17 protein-coding genes are annotated in these 20,086 nt (G+C 38.7%); all 17 read left to right on the top strand.

The genetic code is table 11. The annotated features are described in order from the left end of the window. Nucleotides 1-8: 8 nt before the first annotated feature. The 17 genes from CD31_RS20025 to CD31_RS19945 all read left to right on the top strand — a co-directional run bounded on the left by CD31_RS20025 (nt 9) and on the right by CD31_RS19945 (nt 20,077). On the top strand, nt 9-587 hold the full coding sequence (locus CD31_RS20025) for a hypothetical protein (RefSeq protein WP_036080433.1): 579 nt from the start codon (nt 9-11) through the stop codon (nt 585-587). Between the two features lie 156 nt (nt 588-743). Then, the gene (gene rpsB / locus CD31_RS20020; protein WP_004269262.1) at nt 744-1,463 is read left to right on the top strand and encodes a 30S ribosomal protein S2; all 720 of its coding nucleotides are present in this window, start codon (nt 744-746) and stop codon (nt 1,461-1,463) included. A 101-nt stretch (nt 1,464-1,564) separates the two neighbouring features. Then, nucleotides 1,565-2,452: a translation elongation factor Ts gene (tsf, locus tag CD31_RS20015; protein ID WP_016994555.1), complete on the top strand. Its 888-nt coding sequence runs from the start codon at nt 1,565-1,567 to the stop codon at nt 2,450-2,452. 215 nt (nt 2,453-2,667) lie between these two features. After that, the gene (gene pyrH / locus CD31_RS20010; RefSeq protein ID WP_004269260.1) at nt 2,668-3,393 is read left to right on the top strand and encodes a UMP kinase; all 726 of its coding nucleotides are present in this window, start codon (nt 2,668-2,670) and stop codon (nt 3,391-3,393) included. Beyond that, the gene (gene frr, locus CD31_RS20005) at nt 3,393-3,950 is read left to right on the top strand and encodes a ribosome recycling factor (RefSeq protein ID WP_016994554.1); all 558 of its coding nucleotides are present in this window, start codon (nt 3,393-3,395) and stop codon (nt 3,948-3,950) included. The genes pyrH and frr overlap by 1 nt, the downstream gene beginning before the upstream one ends. 309 nt (nt 3,951-4,259) lie before the next feature. Then, nucleotides 4,260-5,054 (top strand): undecaprenyl pyrophosphate synthase, encoded by a 795-nt coding sequence (locus CD31_RS20000; RefSeq protein ID WP_004269258.1) that lies wholly within the window; start codon nt 4,260-4,262, stop codon nt 5,052-5,054. Further along, on the top strand, nt 5,051-5,851 hold the full coding sequence (locus tag CD31_RS19995; RefSeq protein ID WP_016994553.1) for a phosphatidate cytidylyltransferase: 801 nt from the start codon (nt 5,051-5,053) through the stop codon (nt 5,849-5,851). The genes CD31_RS20000 and CD31_RS19995 overlap by 4 nt, the downstream gene beginning before the upstream one ends. A gap of 61 nt (nt 5,852-5,912) precedes the next feature. Beyond that, on the top strand, nt 5,913-7,058 hold the full coding sequence (dxr, locus tag CD31_RS19990; RefSeq protein ID WP_036080428.1) for a 1-deoxy-D-xylulose-5-phosphate reductoisomerase: 1,146 nt from the start codon (nt 5,913-5,915) through the stop codon (nt 7,056-7,058). A gap of 46 nt (nt 7,059-7,104) precedes the next feature. After that, nucleotides 7,105-8,367 carry an RIP metalloprotease RseP gene (rseP, locus tag CD31_RS19985; protein ID WP_016994551.1) on the top strand — a complete coding sequence of 421 codons (1,263 nt, stop codon included), beginning with the start codon at nt 7,105-7,107 and terminating at the stop codon, nt 8,365-8,367. A 131-nt stretch (nt 8,368-8,498) separates the two neighbouring features. Further along, nucleotides 8,499-10,205 carry a proline--tRNA ligase gene (locus tag CD31_RS19980; RefSeq protein ID WP_036080425.1) on the top strand — a complete coding sequence of 569 codons (1,707 nt, stop codon included), beginning with the start codon at nt 8,499-8,501 and terminating at the stop codon, nt 10,203-10,205. A 270-nt stretch (nt 10,206-10,475) separates the two neighbouring features. Further along, nucleotides 10,476-14,807, top strand: coding sequence for a PolC-type DNA polymerase III (locus CD31_RS19975; RefSeq protein ID WP_088364070.1), 4,332 nt, complete (start codon nt 10,476-10,478; stop codon nt 14,805-14,807). A gap of 334 nt (nt 14,808-15,141) precedes the next feature. Next, nucleotides 15,142-15,618, top strand: a complete 477-nt coding sequence (gene rimP, locus CD31_RS19970) for a ribosome maturation factor RimP (RefSeq protein ID WP_004269252.1) — start codon at nt 15,142-15,144, stop codon at nt 15,616-15,618. A gap of 24 nt (nt 15,619-15,642) precedes the next feature. After that, nucleotides 15,643-16,782 carry a transcription termination factor NusA gene (gene nusA / locus CD31_RS19965; RefSeq protein ID WP_016994545.1) on the top strand — a complete coding sequence of 380 codons (1,140 nt, stop codon included), beginning with the start codon at nt 15,643-15,645 and terminating at the stop codon, nt 16,780-16,782. A gap of 136 nt (nt 16,783-16,918) precedes the next feature. Next, complete coding sequence (gene rnpM / locus CD31_RS19960) at nt 16,919-17,197, top strand: RNase P modulator RnpM (protein ID WP_004269250.1); 279 nt, start codon at nt 16,919-16,921, stop codon at nt 17,195-17,197. Beyond that, on the top strand, nt 17,194-17,502 hold the full coding sequence (locus CD31_RS19955; RefSeq protein WP_016994544.1) for a YlxQ family RNA-binding protein: 309 nt from the start codon (nt 17,194-17,196) through the stop codon (nt 17,500-17,502). Before rnpM ends, CD31_RS19955 begins: the two co-directional genes overlap by 4 nt. Before the next feature lie 14 nt (nt 17,503-17,516). After that, nucleotides 17,517-19,799 carry a translation initiation factor IF-2 gene (gene infB, locus CD31_RS19950; protein ID WP_036080418.1) on the top strand — a complete coding sequence of 761 codons (2,283 nt, stop codon included), beginning with the start codon at nt 17,517-17,519 and terminating at the stop codon, nt 19,797-19,799. Then, nucleotides 19,799-20,077, top strand: a complete 279-nt coding sequence (locus tag CD31_RS19945; protein ID WP_010858486.1) for a DUF503 domain-containing protein — start codon at nt 19,799-19,801, stop codon at nt 20,075-20,077. The genes infB and CD31_RS19945 overlap by 1 nt, the downstream gene beginning before the upstream one ends. Nucleotides 20,078-20,086: the final 9 nt, after the last annotated feature.

The following is a 20,086-nucleotide window of genomic DNA, read 5'->3' as shown; positions in this document are numbered from 1 at the left end:
AGTTTACAATGACAACCATTCTAATAGCGGTGCTATTCTTTTTACAGCTAATTTCTTTTTACTTTCTTATCATTTTAAATACAAAGTTAGCAAAGTTTAAAGATTTGGAAAAGAAGCAAGAACGATTAATGCGGGAAATGGATGATACCATTAGTGTGTACTTAACAGAAATGAAAGATGAAAATGATCGTCTTATTAAAGAGTTACAAAATGTCTCACAGTCGGAAATAGCGGCTAGTAGCATGCAGCACACGGAACAATATATGTCACCTCAGGAGGAGCCGCCTTTGCCAGTAGTACAGGAGGTGAAAAGTGATAGTTCTCTATCTTTAGAGAAAGATGCTCGTATCTATGTACCTAAGAATATTGTCGCAAATGCTTATTCACGTCAGCAACATACAGGTTCCAAAATGGTGAAAACAGCTTCACCTCTAAAAGTGGAGGAGCAAAAAGAACCAGATAAAGTACTGACAGTGGAACAACAGGCTCTAGAATTAGCAAAGCAGGGAAAATCACCAGAGGAAATAGCGAAACAACTGCAAAAGGGTAAAACAGAAATCGAGCTTTTACTAAAATTCCATCACTAAATTGTTGCGAATCGTTCAAAGCTATGATATAGTTGCAAATGGTGTTATTACTACACACGTATTTTGATACAGTAAGTGGTGCTCTAAGATTAGGGTAGCTTGTTGTAGATGATAAATGCGGAGGATAAAAACCAAACATATTAGGAGGAAATTCACATGTCAGTAATTTCTATGAAACAATTACTTGAAGCTGGTGTACATTTCGGTCACCAAACTCGTCGTTGGAACCCAAAAATGAAGAAATATATCTTCGTTGAACGTAACGGGATCTACATCATCGACTTACAAAAAACTGTTAAAAAATTAGAGGAAGCTTATGACTTCATGCGTCAAGTTGGTCAAGACGGTGGTAAAGTTCTTTTCGTTGGTACGAAAAAACAAGCACAAGAAGCGATCAAAGATGAAGCTGAACGTTCAGGCAACTACTACATCAACCAACGTTGGTTAGGTGGTACTCTTACAAACTTCGGTACAATTCAAAAACGTGTTGCACGTATGAAACAAATCGAAAAAATGGAAGAAGAAGGAACTTTTGAAGTTCTTCCTAAAAAAGAAGTAATCCAACTTAAAAAAGAACACGAACGTCTAATCAAATTCTTAGGCGGTATCCGTGATATGCACGATCTTCCAGACGTAATGTTCGTGGTTGACCCACGTAAAGAACGTATTGCGGTTGCAGAAGCTCGTAAATTAAACATCCCTCTAGTAGGTATTGTTGATACTAACTGTGATCCAGATGAAATCGACTACGTAATCCCTGCTAACGATGATGCTATTCGCGCTGTTAAACTTTTAACTGCTAAAATGGCTGACGCTTTAATCGAGTCAAAACAAGGTGAAGAAGAAGCTCCAGCTGTAGAAGCTGCTGCTGAGTAATTCACGTTTACAAAAAGGTGATAAGTGGCTCAAAACCCTTATCACCTTTTTTAGAACCTATCATTAAATTATGTTCAACCAATTTGAGGAGGAAACACTAAATGGCAAACATTACTGCACAATTAGTAAAAGAATTACGCGAAAAAACTGGCGCTGGAATGATGGATTGTAAAAAAGCGTTAGTACAAACTGATGGCGACTTAGAAGCTGCAATCGATTTCCTACGTGAAAAAGGTCTTTCTTCAGCTGCTAAAAAAGCTGACCGTATCGCTGCAGAGGGTACAACTTACATTTTAGAACAAGGTAACGAAGCAATCATCCTTGAAGTAAACGCTGAAACTGACTTTGTTGCGAAAAACGATAAATTCCAAGTATTAGTTGCATCTTTAGCTGAGCAATTACTTGCTGCTAAACCTGCATCAGTTGAAGCTGCTTTAGAGCTTGCAAATGCTGAAGGCGTAAAAATTGTAGATCAAATCTCAACTGCTATTGCAACAATTGGAGAAAAAATTACACTTCGTCGCTTCGAAATTAAAACAAAATCTGATGCAGACGCATTCGGTTCATACTTACACATGGGTGGCCGTATCGGTGTATTAGTAACTTTAGAAGGTTCTACTGATGCAGCAGCTGCTAAAGATGTTGCTATGCACATTGCAGCAATCAACCCAACTTATGTTTCTCGTGATGAAGTTTCTGCTGAAGAAGTTGAACGTGAGCGTAAAGTATTAACTGAACAAGCTCTTAACGAAGGTAAACCAGAAAACATCGTTGCAAAAATGGTTGAAGGCCGTCTTGGTAAATACTTCGAAGATGTTTGCTTACTTGACCAAACTTTCGTTAAAAACTCAGATCAAAAAGTACGTGATTTTGTAGCTTCAACTGGTGGTTCTGTAAACGGCTTTGTACGTTACGCTGTTGGTGAAGGTATCGAAAAACGTGAAGATAACTTTGCAGAAGAAGTAATGAGCCAAGTTAAAGGTAACTAATTTAGCTTGCATTTGATTCTAATCAAATAATATCTAGATTATCTAGACAAAAAAAATGGGGAACACAACATAGCGTGTTCCCTATTTTTCCGAAGTGAATGAAAAATTGAAGAATTTTCTATTCTGCCTTATTCACAACTAGCAATTATTGTTAGATATACTATAATGGAAAAGGGAATAGGGATGTTTTAAATAAAGTCTTACGGAGGTTTACAATGAGTGTACCGCAATATAAACGAGTAGTTATTAAACTAAGTGGTGAAGCGTTAGCTGGAGAAGCGGGCTTCGGTTTATCACCAAAAATAATCAAGTCTGTTGCAGAAGAAGTAAAAGAAGTAGTAGATCTTGATGTAGAAGTTGCTGTTGTTGTAGGTGGCGGTAATATATGGCGTGGGAAAATAGGTAGTGAAATGGGAATGGATCGTGCTGCTGCGGACTATATGGGCATGCTGGCAACCGTAATGAACTCCCTAGCTTTACAAGATGCACTTGAAAAATTAGGCATTGAAACACGTGTTCAATCTTCTATTGTGATGACTCAAGTAGCGGAGCCATACATTCGTCGTAAAGCAGTTAGACATCTTGAGAAAAAGCGTGTCGTTATCTTTGCAGCAGGGACAGGTAATCCGTTCTTCTCTACTGATACGACTGCCGCATTACGAGCAGCAGAAATTGACGCTGATGCAATTTTAATGGCTAAAAACAATGTCGATGGCGTTTATTCAGCGGATCCTAAAGTGGATGAGACAGCCATTAAATATGATACACTCACATACTTAGACGTTATCCAACAAGGCTTACAAGTAATGGATTCAACGGCTTCTACTTTATGTATGGATAACGATATCCCGCTAATTGTTTTCTCAATTACGGAGCCGGGTAACATTAAACGTGCTGTACAAGGCGAGAAAATCGGAACAGTTGTTAGGAGGAATGTATAATGGCTAAACAAGTATTAGAACAAGCAAAAGAAAAAATGAACAAAACAATCGCAGCTTTCTCACGCGAACTAGCATCTATTCGTGCGGGTCGTGCGAATGCATCTCTATTAGATCGTATTTCGGTTGATTACTATGGAGCGCCAACACCAATTAACCAACTTGCGGGTGTTTCTATACCTGAAGCTCGTTTATTAGTAATCACACCTTACGATAAATCAATTTTAGGTGATATTGAAAAAGCAATTATGAAATCAGATATTGGTATCACACCAACAAATGATGGTTCTGTCATCCGTCTTATGATTCCCGCTTTAACAGAAGAGCGTCGTAAGGATCTAGTAAAACAAGTGAAAAAAGAAGCGGAAGACGCAAAAATTGCTGTCCGTAATGTTCGTCGTGATGCAAATGATGATTTGAAAAAACTTGAAAAAGCTGGCGAAATCACAGAAGACGATCTACGTGGCTATGGTGAAGATATTCAAAAATTAACAGATGAATTCATTGTAAAAGTAGATCAAGTAGCGAAAGATAAAGAAAAAGAAATTTTAGAGGTGTAAACAAACCTTTTACACGTCTATGATGGAACTTTTTGAGGAGATGAAGGCGTCCTATACTTAACAGGACGTCTTTTCTCTTTATTATTCATAGCCAAATTGCTGACTCAAGTAGAGAGCATGTATGAATGTGAAAAGGTCATTAATGATACAATCATCATTTTTTAACAAACTCATTCTTTAATATGTGTATAGTTCTAAAATAAGCTAGTACATACATAGTCAATTTAGAGGGAAAAAAAAGACAAAAGGCGCTTTTGTTTGATATGATAGGTTAGTATACGTCCGATTAGTTGTAGTGGGGGAGTTAGCATGTTTAAAAAGCTATTAGGTAAACAAATAAATATGGATACACTATCATTGGAGGAGCGTGTGGCCCTAGCTAAAAGCGAGCCGATTCCTGCCCATGTAGCGATTATTATGGACGGAAATGGACGTTGGGCGAAGAAACGAGCTATGCCACGTGTGGCTGGTCATCATGAAGGAATGAAGACGGTGCGTAAGGTGACGAGATTTGCGTCAGATTTGGGTATTAAAGTCTTAACTGTCTATGCATTTTCCACTGAAAATTGGAAGCGACCAAAACCTGAGGTTGATTTTCTTATGAGGCTACCTGTTGAGTTTTTAGGTTCCTTTTTACCAGAAATGATGGAGCGTAATGTACGTGTCGAAATGATTGGAGACCCCTCTTTATTACCTGCCCATACACAAAAAGCGTTGTATGAGGCAATGGAAGAAACGAAGCATAATACAGGGCTTATTTTAAATTTTGCGCTGAATTATGGTAGTCGTTCTGAAATGGTCAATGCCATGAAAATGATGCTTCAAAAAGTGCAGGACGGTCAATTAACGATGCAAGACATAACAGAAGATTGCTTAACATCTCATTTAATGACGGCCCATTTACCTGAGCCAGATCTTTTAATTCGTACAAGTGGTGAAGTGCGATTAAGTAACTTTATGTTATGGCAGCTCGCCTATACAGAATTTTGGTTTACAGATACATTGTGGCCAGATTTTAGTGAGGAAAACTTACTGGAAGCGGTGGAAAACTATCAGAAACGTAATCGCCGTTACGGTGGGTTGAAGGGAGAAGAAACAACTTGAAACAACGAATTATCACGGCAATAATTGCAGCAGCACTTTTTATTCCATTCGTTATTTATGGCAAAGTACCGTTTACCATACTTGTGCTCGCAATGGCTATTGTCGGTTTTTATGAAATACTTAAGATGAAAGGTATTTCCATCTTTTCTGTGCCTGGCTTCTTAGGGCTAGTCACTTTAATATTACTGGTTATCCCGAAGGACTGGAGTGAAAAGGTTGTAGAATTAATAGGCTATTCATCTAATCTAATGGTAGTCTATGGTCTAATGATGCTACTTCTTATTTACGTAGTATTAGTAAAAAATAAAATAACCTTTGATGAAGTTGGCTTTATTTTATTAGGCGCATTTTATGTGGGCTTAGGATTCCATTATTTAATTGAAACTAGAAATGTTGGATTAGAGTATGTTGTCTATTGCTTATTAGTTGTTTGGACAACAGATTCTGGTGCTTATTTTGTAGGTAGAAAATTAGGGAAAAATAAGTTATGGCCAGAAATTTCACCTAAGAAAACGATCGAAGGCTTTATAGGTGGAATCGTCATTGCTGTTATTTTTGCAGTTGGTATGCAACTCATTTACCCATTCGCAAATGGTTATATATCACTTGTTTTAGTAACGATTTTTGCCTCAATCATTGGTCAAATGGGGGATTTGGTAGAGTCTGCTATTAAACGCCACTTTGATGTAAAAGATTCAGGCAATATTTTACCAGGGCATGGGGGAATTTTAGATCGCTTTGATAGTCTATTATTTGTCGTGCCTCTACTCCATTTTTTACATTTATTTAGTAATTAATTGTATAGGGAAATACTCTTGCTAAATCATTTGCTTAGATAGAAAAAGGGGACAATTTGTTGTGAAAAAAATTAGTTTATTAGGTGCAACTGGTTCAATTGGTTGGCAAACCTACGACATCTTAAAAGAACAACGTGATGCTTTTCAATTAGTAGCTTTTTCATCAGGAAAGAACTTAGAGAAAACGCGAGAAATGATTGAAACATTAAAGCCCGAATTAGTTTCAGTACAATTAGAAGAAGATGCACTTACGCTTGCTAATGAGTTTCCAAATATCCAATTTACATTTGGGGCAAAAGGACTTGTAGAGGTCGCAACACATCCAGATTCGACTGTTCTTGTCAATGCTGTGCTTGGAAGTGTAGGGCTTGAATCAACATTAGCAGCCATTCGTATGGGCAAAACGATTGCTATTGCTAATAAAGAAACGCTTGTAACTGCTGGTCATTTAGTGATGGCAGAGGCCAAAAAATACAAAGCAACCATCTTGCCTGTAGATAGTGAGCACTCTGCCATCTTCCAATCAATGAATGGTGAGAATCCGAAAAATATTGAACGTTTGATTATTACCGCTTCTGGTGGTAGCTTCCGTGATAAAACGCGAGAGCAATTAAAACAAGTGACGGTCGCAGATGCACTTAATCATCCAAACTGGTCTATGGGTGCAAAAATTACGATAGATTCTGCTACAATGATGAACAAGGGATTAGAAGTCATAGAAGCACATGTTTTATTTGATATGCCATATGATAAAATAGATGTACTTTTGCATAGAGAAAGTATTATTCACTCTCTAGTTGAGTATCATGATACTAGTGTTATTGCTCAGCTAGGTACACCAGATATGCGTGTGCCAATCCAATATGCTTTAAGCTACCCAGACCGTATCCCATTACAAAATGGTCAGCGACTAAATTTAGCGCAAATTGGTCAACTACATTTTCAAGAGATGGACTTTGAGCGATACCCTGCCTTGCGTTTAGCGTATGAGGCTGGTCGTATGGGTGGTACGATTCTGACAGCAATGAATGCAGCAAACGAAGCGGCAGTTTCAGCCTTTTTACAAGGAAAAATCACATTCCTTGAAATTGATGAAACGATTGAACGTGTGATGCAAGCACACCAAAACATTGCAATACCAGATTTACAAACCATATTACATGTGGATAGTGAGACAAGAAAAATAGTGTTAGACATGGTAAAATAACGAAAGCACTGTAACGTTAACTAATCGCTATTAAAGGTGGGGTAATATGCAAACAGCCATTGCATTTATATTAATATTTGGTATGCTCGTCTTCTTCCATGAACTTGGACATTTCTTATTTGCCAAACGTGCAGGTATCTTAGTACGTGAATTTGCGATCGGAATGGGTCCCAAAATTTATGGAAAAACGCATGGCGAAACAATGTATACTATTCGATTATTACCAATCGGGGGATACGTACGTATGGCCGGCGAGGATATGGATGGCACTGAATTACAGCCAGGCTACCGAATAGGGCTTATTGTAAATGAGGATAATGTTGTAAAAAAAATTATTTTCAATCAAAACAATAAGCAGTTACCAGATTTATTATTTTTAGAAGTTGAACGCGCTGATTTAGAGAAGGAGTTATTTGTAGAGGGCTATGATGAAGAAGAACGTTTAGTTCGTTATCAAGTAGCTAGAGACTGTGTGCTAGTGGAAAATGGTCGTGAACTAGTCATTGCGCCACAGGATCGTCAATTTAATGCAAAAACAGTCGGCCAACGAGCGATGACGATCTTTGCAGGTCCTTTGTTTAACTTTATTCTTGCGTTTGTGATTTATTTAGTGATTGGTTTGATCCACGGTGTACCAACATACGAGCCAATCATCACGGAAGTAGTAGAGAATGATCCAGCTGCACAGGCAGGGATGCTGGCAGGAGATAGAGTAACAGCTATTAACGGACAAGCAGTTGAAAAATGGCAAGATTTAGCTGCTATCGTTCAAGATCATCCAAACGAAGATATTGCTGTGACAGTTGAACGAGATGGACAATCAGTGAACTTAAATATGACCGTCAAGGAAATCCAACAGGATGGCGAAAAATATGGTCAAATAGGTGTGCGCTATGAAAGCCCAAGAGAATTTAACCCATTAAAAGCAGTTGTCTATGGAGCACAAGAAACCTATAATATGACTGTGAAAATATTTGAACTATTAGGTATGCTGATTACTGGTAAGTTCACAATAGATGCACTTTCTGGTCCTGTAGGTATTTATAAAGCAACAGAGCAAGTTGCCCAGTATGGTATTATGAACTTAATGAATTGGGCAGCAATGCTAAGTATTAACTTAGGAATTATGAACCTACTTCCATTACCAGCACTTGACGGAGGCCGATTATTATTCTTTGGTTTTGAAGCTCTACGTGGTAAACCAATTGACCGTCAAAAAGAAGGTATTGTACATTTTGTAGGAATCGTCCTACTGATGATTCTAATGGTGGTTGTTACATGGAACGATATACAACGATTTTTCTTTTAATTCATTTACAGTTAAATGAAAGTTGATTTCCTAGCTTTGAGCGCAATTTCGATGAAACATTGCGCTCAAAGCTAAATTTGTTTATGCTATTGAGAGTATAAACTTATCTATTGAAAAAGGTGGAACACTGAATGAAGCAAAGTAAAACATTTATCCCAACGTTACGTGAAGTACCTGCTGATGCTGAGGTAAAATCACATAAGCAATTACTACGTGCAGGGTTTATTCGTCAAAATACAAGTGGGGTATACTCGTATTTACCGCTTGCAAAACGTGTGCTAACAAAAATTGAAACAATTATCCGAGAAGAAATGGAAGCTATCAACTCCATTGAGCTTCTCATGCCATCTCTACAATCTGCTGAGCTGTGGCAGGAATCAGGTCGCTGGGAAAAATACGGTCCAGAATTAATGCGCTTAAAAGACCGTCATGACCGCGATTTTGCATTAGGACCAACACACGAAGAAGTCATCACTACTTTAGTACGTGATGAAATTAAATCATATAAAAAATTACCGTTAACGTTGTATCAAATTCAAACGAAATTCCGTGATGAAAAACGTCCTCGCTTTGGCTTACTACGCGGAAGAGAGTTTATCATGAAGGATGCTTATTCTTTCCATGCCTCACGCGAAAGTTTAGATGAAACATATGAAGATATGTATCGTGCTTATTCTAATATTTTTTCCCGCCTTGGCTTAAACTACCGCGCTGTTATTGCAGATGCAGGTTCGATTGGCGGTAAAGGAACACATGAATTTATGGTGCTTTCTGAAATCGGTGAAGATACAATTGCATACTCTGATACATCTGATTATGCAGCAAATATCGAAATGGCTGAAGTAATCGTTGATTATCAACCATCTGATGAAGCTTTAAAAGAAGTGGAAAAAGTAGCAACACCAGAGCAAAAAACAATTGAAGATGTTTCAGCATTCTTAAAGGTAGAACCTGCTAATGTGATCAAATCCCTAGTTTTTGATGTAGATGGAGAGCTTGTTGTAGTCCTTGCACGTGGGGATCATGAAATTAATGATATCAAATTGAAAAATGCACTTGATGCAGGATCTGTAGAACTTGCTAGTGAAGCAGCAATTCAAGAATTATTAGGGTGTGGCGTTGGTTCAATTGGCCCAGTGAAATTACCAGTAGACGTAAAAGTAGTAGCAGACCATGCTATTAAATCTATCCGTAATGGTATTGCAGGTGCAAACGAAGATGGATTCCATTTAGTCAATGTTAACCCAGAGCGTGATTTTGCTGTTAATGATTATTTAGATATTCGTTTTATTCAAGAGGGAGATCCATCTCCTGATGGACAAGGGAACATTAAGTTTGCAGAAGGTATCGAGGTTGGTCACATTTTCAAATTAGGTACTACATACTCTGATAAAATGAATGGTACATTCTTAGATGAGCAAGGTAAGGCTCAACCATTTATTATGGGGTGCTATGGTATTGGCGTATCTCGTATTCTAGCTGCTGTAGCGGAGCACTTCCAAGATGACAATGGCTTTACATGGCCAACACAATTAGCACCGTATGATATTCATGTTGTGCCAGTTAACACAAAAGATGAGGCACAAGTGGCATTAGCAGAGGAGCTTTATGGCTTACTAAAATCATACCGTTATGATGTACTAATAGATGATCGTCCTGAACGTGCGGGTGTAAAATTCGCGGATGCTGATTTAATTGGTTTACCTGTTCGAGTAACTGTTGGTAAAAAAGCAACAGAAGGTATTGTAGAAGTGAAATTCCGTCAAACAGGTGAAACATTTGAATGGAAAAAAGAAGAAGTAATTGATCGCCTTAACGAATTTTTCCGTAAAAATTAACGACGAGCTAAATTGTTGTTTATAATTGGAATTCGATGCTTTTGATAGAGGCTTTCGTATAATTTTGATAAGATAGATATAAATAATTCGCGACACTTCTGCGGGACAGTGAGCCAAGCAAGAAACAACAGATGGTAAAATCTCTGTTAAACTTGAAGAGCGCCCGCAGTGTGGGAGCGAATTTTTTTCTTGAGTTTTCACATGCATTTGAGACGAACTAGAACATGAGGCTAAAGAAACTGCCTCTTTCTGAAAGTAGGTGTCATTAGATTGGAACAGCAACAAGAGGCAAGAATGAGACTTCGAATGCTCTTGCAACAACTAGAGTTAACAGATGATGTATATATGTCATTTTTTGAGGAAGGTGAACTATCACGCCTGACAGTTCATAAAAAGGATAGACTTTGGCATTTCACTATTAAGCTAAAGGATATACTACCATTTCCGTTATATCAGCTTTTCCGTACGCATTTAACAGAGAAATTTTCAGCCATCGCCCAAGTTAATACGACATTTGAAACATTAGATAAAAATGTCACAGAAGAACTGGTGCAAGCGTACTGGCTAAATGTTGTGGAACAAATTGATGAGATGGCTCCAACGCTTAAAAATTGTCTTATCACCCAAATACCAACATGGAACGGCCAAAAAATCACATTGTCCTGTATGCAGGAAATGGAATTTATGATGCTCAAAACTAAATATGCTGACAAACTGGCAGAAAGCTATGGACAATTTGGTTTCCCTCGAATGGCAATCGACTTTGTGCTACAAGAAGAAACAGAAGAAATGATCGCGGCACAGGAAGCGTTTATGGAGCAAAAACGTCTGGAAGAAGTGGCTCTAGCACAGCAAGCGATGCAAGATTTCCAAAAGCGGGAGCAGGAGAAGAAGGACAATCCAGCACTGGCCAACCTTGGTGACCGTCCATTCCAACTTGGGATGCATATTAAAGATGATGAAGTCATGGAAATTAAACGGATTGTTGAAGAAGAACGACGTGTTATTATTGAAGGATTTGTCTTTGATACGGAAATTAAAGAGTTAAAAAGTGGACGTTCCTTACTACAAATTAAAATTACCGACTATACAGATTCCATTGTTGTAAAAATGTTTTCTCGTGACAATGATGATGCTGAATTAATGCAACATTTGAAAAAGGGCATGTGGGTTAAAGTTCGAGGCTCTGTGCAAACAGATACGTTTATTCGTGATTTAATCGTCATGGCGAATGATATTAATGAAATCAAAAAAGCAACACGACAGGATTTAGCACCAGAGGGTGAAAAGCGTGTTGAGTTACATTTGCATACACCAATGAGCCAAATGGATGCTGTTACACCTGTTGATCGACTTGTTGCTCAGGCTGCAAAGTGGGGGCATCCAGCCATAGCTATTACGGATCATGCCGTTGTGCAATCTTTCCCTGAAGCATATGCAGCGGGGAAAAAACATGGCATTAAGATTATTTATGGTCTGGAAGCAAATTTAGTTGATGATGGTGTACCGATTGCCTATGCTCCAGAGCATCGTTTATTGGCAGACACAACGTATGTTGTTTTTGACGTAGAAACGACAGGGCTATCAACTGCATACGATACCATTATTGAATTGGCTGCAGTTAAAATTAAAGATGGGCAAGTGATCGATAAGTACGAAAGCTTTGCAAACCCACATCATCCACTTTCAGCAACGACCATCGAATTAACAGGGATTACGGATGATATGGTTCGAAATGCTCCAGAGGTAGAGCAGGTCATTAAAGAATTTCATGCCTTTATCGGTGATGCAATCGTTGTCGCTCATAACGCATCATTTGATATAGGCTTCCTATATACAGGCTATAAAAAATTTGGTCTTGAAGAGACAGTCCATCCTGTCATTGATACATTAGAGCTAGCAAGATTGCTTTATCCTACAATGAAAAACCACCGTTTGAATACGCTGTGTAAAAAATTCAATATTGAATTAACACAGCATCACCGAGCAATTTATGATACTGAGGCGACAGGGTATCTCCTGCTGCAGCTATTGAAGGATGCTGATGAGCTAGCTATTAAATACCATGATGACTTCAATAAGCATATTGGTGGTGGGGATGCCTATAAAAAAGGGAGACCTATGCATTGTACAATTTTAGCAGTAGATAATGCAGGCTTAAAAAACTTATTTAAAATCGTCTCACACTCACATACAAAAACATTCTATCGTGTTCCTCGTGTGACACGTGCAGTGCTTGAACAATATCGTGAGGGCTTATTAGTAGGATCAGGTTGTAGTAATGGTGAAGTATTCGAAACGATGATGAATAAGTCTCCAGAGGAAGCAGAGAAAGTCGCTCGTTTTTATGATTATATTGAGGTGCAACCGAAGGCTGTATATGCGCCATTAATCGAACGCAATGTTGTACGTGATGAATGGACATTAGAAGATATTATCCGTAAACTTGTGAAACTCGGGAAGAAGCTAGATAAGCCTGTTGTTGCAACTGGAAATGTTCATTATTTAGATCCGACAGATGGGATGTTTAGGCAAATACTTATTGGTTCACAAGGTGGAGCGAATATTTTGAATCGCTCTAAGCTACCAGAGGTCCATTTTAGAACAACTGATGAAATGCTGAAAGAATTTGATTTTTTAGGACCGGATCTTGCAAAAGAAGTGGTTGTGACGAATACTCAAAAAGTGGCAGCAAGTATAGGTGACGTCAAACCAATTAAGGATGACCTATATACACCAAAAATTGAGGGTTCTGATGATGAGGTAACCAATTTAACTTATGAAATGGCCCATCGTATTTATGGCGAGGAGTTACCAGAAATCGTGAAAGCTCGAATTGAGAAAGAGTTAAAATCGATTTTGGGGCACGGTTTTGGAGTAATTTATTTAATTTCTGCCAAGCTAGTGAAAAAATCATTAGCTGATGGCTATTTAGTAGGATCCCGTGGTTCGGTTGGTTCTTCATTAGTAGCTACTTTTATGGAAATCACAGAGGTTAACCCATTACCTCCTCACTATATTTGTCCTAATTGTAAACATTCCGAGTTTTTTGATGATGGTTCTGTCAGCTCAGGCTACGATTTACCAAATAAAGACTGCACGGAATGTGGGACACCTTATAAAAAAGATGGACAAGACATACCATTTGAAACCTTCCTTGGTTTTAAAGGTGATAAGGTACCTGATATCGATTTAAATTTCTCGGGTGAATATCAGCCTCAAGCGCACAACTATACAAAGGTGCTATTTGGCGAGGATTATGTATTCCGTGCTGGAACAATCGGTACAGTGGCAGAGAAAACAGCATATGGCTATGTAAAAGGCTATGCAAGTGATCATAATTTACATTTTCGTGGTGCAGAAGTTGATCGTTTAGTTCAAGGCTGTACAGGAGTAAAACGTACAACTGGGCAACACCCTGGAGGAATTATTGTTGTTCCAGATTATATGGACATTTATGATTTCTCTCCAGTACAGTACCCGGCAGATGCGCAGGATGCAGAATGGCGCACAACCCATTTTGATTTCCACTCTATCCATGACAATATTTTAAAGCTAGATATACTTGGACACGATGATCCGACGGTGATAAGAATGTTACAGGATTTATCAGGAATCGATCCTAAAACAATCCCGACCGATGATCCTGTCGTTATGAAAATTTTTAGTTCTCCTGAATCTTTAGGCGTGACAGAAAAGCAAATTGGTTGTAAGACAGGGACATTAGGTATACCAGAATTCGGTACGCGTTTCGTACGTCAAATGCTAGAAGATACAAAGCCTTCGACATTCTCAGAGCTTGTACAAATTTCTGGACTTTCCCATGGTACAGACGTATGGCTAGGAAATGCACAAGAATTAATTCAAAACGGTACATGTGTGCTAAAAGAAGTAATTGGTTGTCGTGATGACATTATGGTGTATTTAATTTATCAAGGTCTAGAGCCGTCATTAGCCTTCAAAATTATGGAATCTGTTCGTAAAGGGAAAGGCTTATCAGAAGAATTTGAAGCGGAGATGCTCGCCAATAAAGTACCAGGTTGGTATATTGAATCCTGTAAAAAGATAAAATACATGTTCCCGAAAGCCCATGCCGCAGCATATGTGCTAATGGCAGTACGTATTGCCTGGTTCAAGGTACATTTCCCAATCCTTTATTATGCAGCGTATTTCACAGTTCGAGCAGATGATTTTGATTTAATTGCAATGGTGCAAGGATCGCAAATGATTCGAGCACGTATTGATGAAATCAATATGAAAGGCTTAGATGCATCCACTAAGGAGAAAAACTTATTAACGGTGTTGGAGCTTGCGCTAGAAATGTGTGAACGAGGTATGAGTTTCCAAAAGGTGGACCTGTATCGATCACAAGCTAGTGAGTTTGTCATTGATGGCAATTCACTCATCCCACCGTTCGATGCGATTCCGGGTCTTGGAACCAACGTGGCGAAAACAATCGTAGCTGCTCGTGAAGAGGGAGAGTTTTTATCCAAGGAAGATTTACAGCAACGTGGTCGTGTTTCCAAAACGCTTATTGAATACATGGACCAGCTTGGTTGTTTAGAAGGCATGCCTGATGCTAATCAGTTATCGCTATTCTAGTATTGCAATTGTTTTGCATTGAAAGGACACAATGTAAATTCAAATTCCTGACACAATATGGTTATCTAGAATGAAGGAAATTTGCATTGTGTCGAGAACTGTGCTATTCTTATGGTAATAATTTGTTGATATTTTTCCAGCAAAAGAGTGGGGCATACCCGCTCTTTTCTGTTGTTTAACCGTAGCAAAACAAATTTTGACTAACAGCAGGTAAGACCGTAAAATTTCACCAAAGCAACTGGTGGAATTTCTGTTTTATTATGGTTCATTACTGCGTTAACTTCATAGTGATGAACAATCATACGCTAGAATCTGATAAATACAGGAGGAAATAATGAGCAAAGTACCATCTTTAATTGAAGAGCTCGCTAAACCAATTGTGGATGAGTTAAATCTTGAGCTAGTGGATATTGAGTTCGTAAAAGAAGGACGTAACTGGTTTTTACGTGTCTATGTTGATACACCTGAGGGTGGAATTGACATCGATCAATGTGCTCAAGTGAGTGAACGACTAAGCTTGTTATTGGATGAAAAAGATCCAATTACACAAAACTATTATTTAGAAGTTTCTTCACCTGGAGCGGAACGTCCATTAAAAAAAGATACGGATTTTGTCAAAGCAGTTGGTAAATTTATTTATGTAAAAACCTATGAGCCCATCAAGGACATGAAGGAATTCCAAGGCTACTTAACGTCATACGATGAACATACATTAGTGATGGAAGTGCGTATTAAAACACGTAAAATAACAGTAACAATTGAACAAGAAAAAATTGCATTGGCACGACTTGCCATCGATTTTTCAGCATAAAGCATATTTAGGAGTGAAAACAAAATGAGTAGTGATTTGTTAGATGCGCTGAATGCGCTAGAAGAACAAAAGGGAATTTCAAGAGATGTGTTAATTGAAGCCATTGAAGCGGCATTAGTTACAGCTTACAAACGCAACTTTAACCAAGCACAAAATGTTCGAGTGGACTTAAATCTAGATAAGGGCTCAATTCGTGTATTCTCACGTAAAGATGTTGTAGAAGAGGTAGAGGATGATCGTTTGCAAATTTCTTTAGAAGATGCAAAAGTTATTAATCCAGCCTATCAGCTAGAGGACATCGTGGAACAGGAAGTAACACCACGTAACTTCGGACGCATTGCTGCACAAACTGCAAAGCAGGTAGTTACACAACGCGTACGTGAAGCGGAACGAGGTTTAATTTATGAGCAATACGTAGATCGTGAAGATGATATCGTAACTGGCGTTGTAGAACGTTTAGATGCTCGTAATATCTATGTAGGTCTAGGGAAAGTAGAAGCGGCATTACCAGTTAATGAACAAATCCAAGGTGAATCTTATCATCCACATGATCGTATTAAGGTGTATATTACAAAAGTTGAACGTACAACACGTGGACCTCAAGTGATTGTGTCTCGTACACATCCTGGGTTGTTACGTCGATTATTTGAGATGGAAGTACCTGAAATTTATGAGGGTATTGTAGAGATTAAATCAATTGCACGTGAAGCTGGAGATCGCTCTAAAATTTCTGTCTTTGCACATAATGAGGAAGTGGATCCAGTAGGTTCATGTGTTGGGGCAAAGGGAGCTCGTGTACAAACGATTGTCAATGAACTAAATGGTGAAAAAATTGATATCGTTGAATGGTCTGAAGATCCAGTTGTATTTGTAGCTAATGCATTAAGCCCATCAAAAGTATTAGATGTACAAGTGAATGAAGAAGAAAAGTCGACAACAGTTGTCGTCCCAGACTATCAATTATCTCTAGCTATCGGGAAACGCGGGCAAAATGCACGCCTAGCAGCGAAGCTTACTGGCTGGAAAATTGATATTAAGAGTGAGACTGATGCTCGTGAATTAGGTATTTATCCTTCGGCTACAAGCACTTTCATCCCTGCTGATGATGCAGAAAGTGATTTTGATGATGTAGCAGTTGACTTATATCAAGACGACGAAGAATAAGTAAGAAAGCCCGTGTGACAAGTTAGCTGACAGTATTCAGTGGGCCCCCTACGCCGACTGAATACTGTCAGAGCGTCAAGTAGAGCAAGACTTGTCCACCTCTTACGACAAGCTTCAGAGAGGAATGGTGATTCTTATGGCTGTAAACAAAAAAGTACCTCTTCGTAAATGCGTAGCAACTGGAGAAATGCTACCAAAGAAAGAGATGATACGTGTTGTTCGTTCGAAAGAGGGCGAAGTAAGTGTAGATGTCTCCGGGAAAAAGCCGGGGCGTGGTGCCTATGTCTCTAAATCAGAGCAGGCAGTTGACCTCGCGCGTAAGAAAAATGTATTAGGGCACCAACTTGATGTGAAAATTCCTGAAGAAATATATGAGGAACTTATTTTGCTGATTCGTAGGGAGTCTATTTTATGATGAATCAAGCAATATTTAATTTGCTTGGAATCGCGGCAAGAGCACGTAAGGTGATTTCAGGAGAAGAGTTAGTAGTAAAGGAAGTCCGCAATGGCAATGCTAAACTAGTACTGCTTGCAAACGATGCTTCTAAAAACTCTAGTAAAAAAATTCAAGATAAGTGCACGTACTACAACGTTGAGTATCATGTAATTGGAGATCGATATGATCTAGGACATGCTACAGGTAAGGAGGCCCGAGTGGCTTTAGCTATTACCGATAAAGGTTTTGCAAGTAAATTGTCTAGTCTACTCAACGAAAACTAATCGGGGGTGAGCAGATGACCAAAATCAGAGTTCATGAATATGCGAAGCAAGTGAATAAAACGAGTAAAGAGGTTATTGAAGCACTAAGTAAATTAAATGTGAGTGTAACAAACCATATGTCTATGTTGGAAAAAGACGCTGTGGCAAAGTTAAATCAAACATTTAAAGCAACACCTGAGAAAAATGTAGCAAAACAATCAACTCAAAACATGGCACAAAAGCCTCAATCAAATGGCCAGCAAAAACCACAGCATTCGGTGAAAAAGCAAGAAGGACAAAGGCAGCAATCTGCTACTTCTAAGCCAAAAGCAAACAATCAGCAACATGCACAGCAAAACTCAAATTCGTCTAACGAAAAATCTAAGAATACAAAAGGTAATCAAAATAGAAATATGACACAAAATAATAATAATAACAATAATAATCGTAGAGGTGGCGGTGGTTACAACCAACGTCCAAAACCAGGGATTCATGGAGGCAAACGTCGCCATCCAAAAACGCATCAACCATCAATTCCAGTGAAACAAAAGGAACTTCCAGAAAAAATTACTTTTGTTGAATCATTATCAGTTGCAGAATTAGCAAAAAAATTACACCGTGAGCCATCTGAAATCATTAAGAAATTATTCATGCTTGGCGTAATGGCAACAATTAACCAAGAATTAGATAAGGATGCAATTGAATTAATTTGCGCAGACTATGGTGTAGAAGTGGAAGAAGAAATTCGTGTAGATATTACGGATTTAGAAACACACTTCGAGCAAACAGAAGAAGTAAACGAGGCAGATTTATCAGAGCGTCCGCCAGTTGTAACAATTATGGGTCACGTTGACCATGGTAAAACAACTTTATTAGACTCTATTCGCCATACAAAAGTAACAGCAGGAGAAGCTGGTGGTATTACACAACATATTGGTGCATACCAAGTTACAGAAGGCGACAAGAAAATTACATTCCTTGATACACCAGGACATGCGGCTTTCACAACAATGCGTGCACGTGGTGCAAAAGTAACGGATTTAACAATTTTAGTGGTAGCTGCTGATGATGGTGTTATGCCACAAACAGTAGAAGCTATTAATCACGCCAAGGCAGCTGAAGTACCAATTATTGTGGCTGTGAATAAAATGGATAAACCATCGGCAAATCCAGATCGTGTAATGCAAGAATTAACAGAGCATGGCTTAGTTCCTGAAGCATGGGGCGGGGACACAATTTTCGTTCCAATTTCAGCGTTAAAAGGTGAAGGCATTGATACATTGTTAGAGATGATTTTACTTGTAGCTGAAGTAGGCGAGCTTAAAGCCAACCCAGAACGTTTAGCACTTGGAACAGTAATCGAAGCGCAGCTTGATAAAGGTCGTGGCTCTGTTGCTACGCTTTTAGTACAAGATGGAACATTAAAAGTAGGTGACCCAATTGTTGTAGGTCATACGTATGGTCGTGTACGTGCGATGGTAAATGATAAAGGTCGTCGTGTAAAAGAAGCTGGCCCATCAACTCCAGTTGAAATTACAGGTTTAAATGATGTACCTCAAGCAGGTGACCGTTTCGTTGTCTTTGAAGACGAGAAAACAGCGCGTCAAGTTGGGGAAACAAGAGCAATGTCAGCGATCCAAGCACAACGTTCAGAAAAACAACGTGTAACGCTTGATAACTTATTTGAACAAATGAGCCAAGGCGAAATGAAAGAGCTTAACTTAATTGTGAAAGCTGACGTTCAAGGTACTGTTGAAGCAATGGCAGCCTCTCTAATGAAAATTGATGTGGAAGGCGTAAATGTGAAAATTATTCACACAGGTGCTGGAGCTATTACCGAATCTGATATTTCTCTTGCAGCAGCTTCTAATGCGATTGTTATTGGATTTAACGTCCGTCCGGATGTTAACGCAAAACGTGCAGCAGAAGAAGAGGGTGTAGATATTCGCTTACACCGCATTATCTATAAAGTAATTGAAGAGATTGAACAAGCAATGAAAGGTATGCTTGATCCTGAATTTGAAGAAAAAATTATTGGTCAAGCAGAAGTTCGTCAAACAATTAAAGTATCTAAAGTTGGTACAATTGCTGGTTCATATGTAACAGAAGGAAAGGTAACACGTGATTCAGGTGTACGTGTGATCCGTGATAACGTCGTTATTTTTGAAGGTGAGCTAGATACGCTTAAACGCTTCAAAGATGAAGTAAAAGAAGTGGCAAAAGGATACGAATGTGGTATTACGATTACAAACTTCAACGATATAAAAGAAGGCGACATTATTGAAGCCTATATTATGGAAGAGGTTAAACGCGCCTAATGATCGTGTATGCAGAGGTTGAATTTATCATTCAAACTGCCCATTCGTTAAAGGAAAAGCGTGCTGTCTTACAGCGTATGATTACCCGCACAAAGCAGAAATTTAATGTTTCTATTGCGGAAATTGACCATCAAAATGTATGGCAGCGTACGAAATTAGCACTTGTTGCTGTTTCCTCATCAAAGGACGCAGCTGAACGGGAAATTAATCACGCGCTCCATTATTTACAGTCAAATCCGTCATGGGAACAGCTTAATGTGTGGCGAGATTATTTATAAGTAATAGTA

The sequence above is a fragment of the Lysinibacillus boronitolerans JCM 21713 = 10a = NBRC 103108 genome (assembly GCF_000772935.1).
Lineage (GTDB): Bacteria > Bacillota > Bacilli > Bacillales_A > Planococcaceae > Lysinibacillus > Lysinibacillus boronitolerans.
Note: the sequence above shows the minus strand (reverse complement) of the source record. Positions and strands in the feature narration are given on the sequence as shown.

Coding starts and splice junctions, on each gene's coding strand:
- rnpM (WP_004269250.1), top strand. CDS start 16,919: ATGGCTGTAAACAAAAAAGTACCTCTTCGTAAATGCGTAGCAACTGGA.
- CD31_RS19945 (WP_010858486.1), top strand. CDS start 19,799: ATGATCGTGTATGCAGAGGTTGAATTTATCATTCAAACTGCCCATTCG.
- infB (WP_036080418.1), top strand. CDS start 17,517: ATGACCAAAATCAGAGTTCATGAATATGCGAAGCAAGTGAATAAAACG.
- rseP (WP_016994551.1), top strand. CDS start 7,105: ATGCAAACAGCCATTGCATTTATATTAATATTTGGTATGCTCGTCTTC.
- rimP (WP_004269252.1), top strand. CDS start 15,142: ATGAGCAAAGTACCATCTTTAATTGAAGAGCTCGCTAAACCAATTGTG.
- pyrH (WP_004269260.1), top strand. CDS start 2,668: ATGAGTGTACCGCAATATAAACGAGTAGTTATTAAACTAAGTGGTGAA.
- CD31_RS20000 (WP_004269258.1), top strand. CDS start 4,260: ATGTTTAAAAAGCTATTAGGTAAACAAATAAATATGGATACACTATCA.
- CD31_RS20025 (WP_036080433.1), top strand. CDS start 9: ATGACAACCATTCTAATAGCGGTGCTATTCTTTTTACAGCTAATTTCT.
- nusA (WP_016994545.1), top strand. CDS start 15,643: ATGAGTAGTGATTTGTTAGATGCGCTGAATGCGCTAGAAGAACAAAAG.
- CD31_RS19980 (WP_036080425.1), top strand. CDS start 8,499: ATGAAGCAAAGTAAAACATTTATCCCAACGTTACGTGAAGTACCTGCT.
- rpsB (WP_004269262.1), top strand. CDS start 744: ATGTCAGTAATTTCTATGAAACAATTACTTGAAGCTGGTGTACATTTC.
- tsf (WP_016994555.1), top strand. CDS start 1,565: ATGGCAAACATTACTGCACAATTAGTAAAAGAATTACGCGAAAAAACT.
- frr (WP_016994554.1), top strand. CDS start 3,393: ATGGCTAAACAAGTATTAGAACAAGCAAAAGAAAAAATGAACAAAACA.
- CD31_RS19955 (WP_016994544.1), top strand. CDS start 17,194: ATGATGAATCAAGCAATATTTAATTTGCTTGGAATCGCGGCAAGAGCA.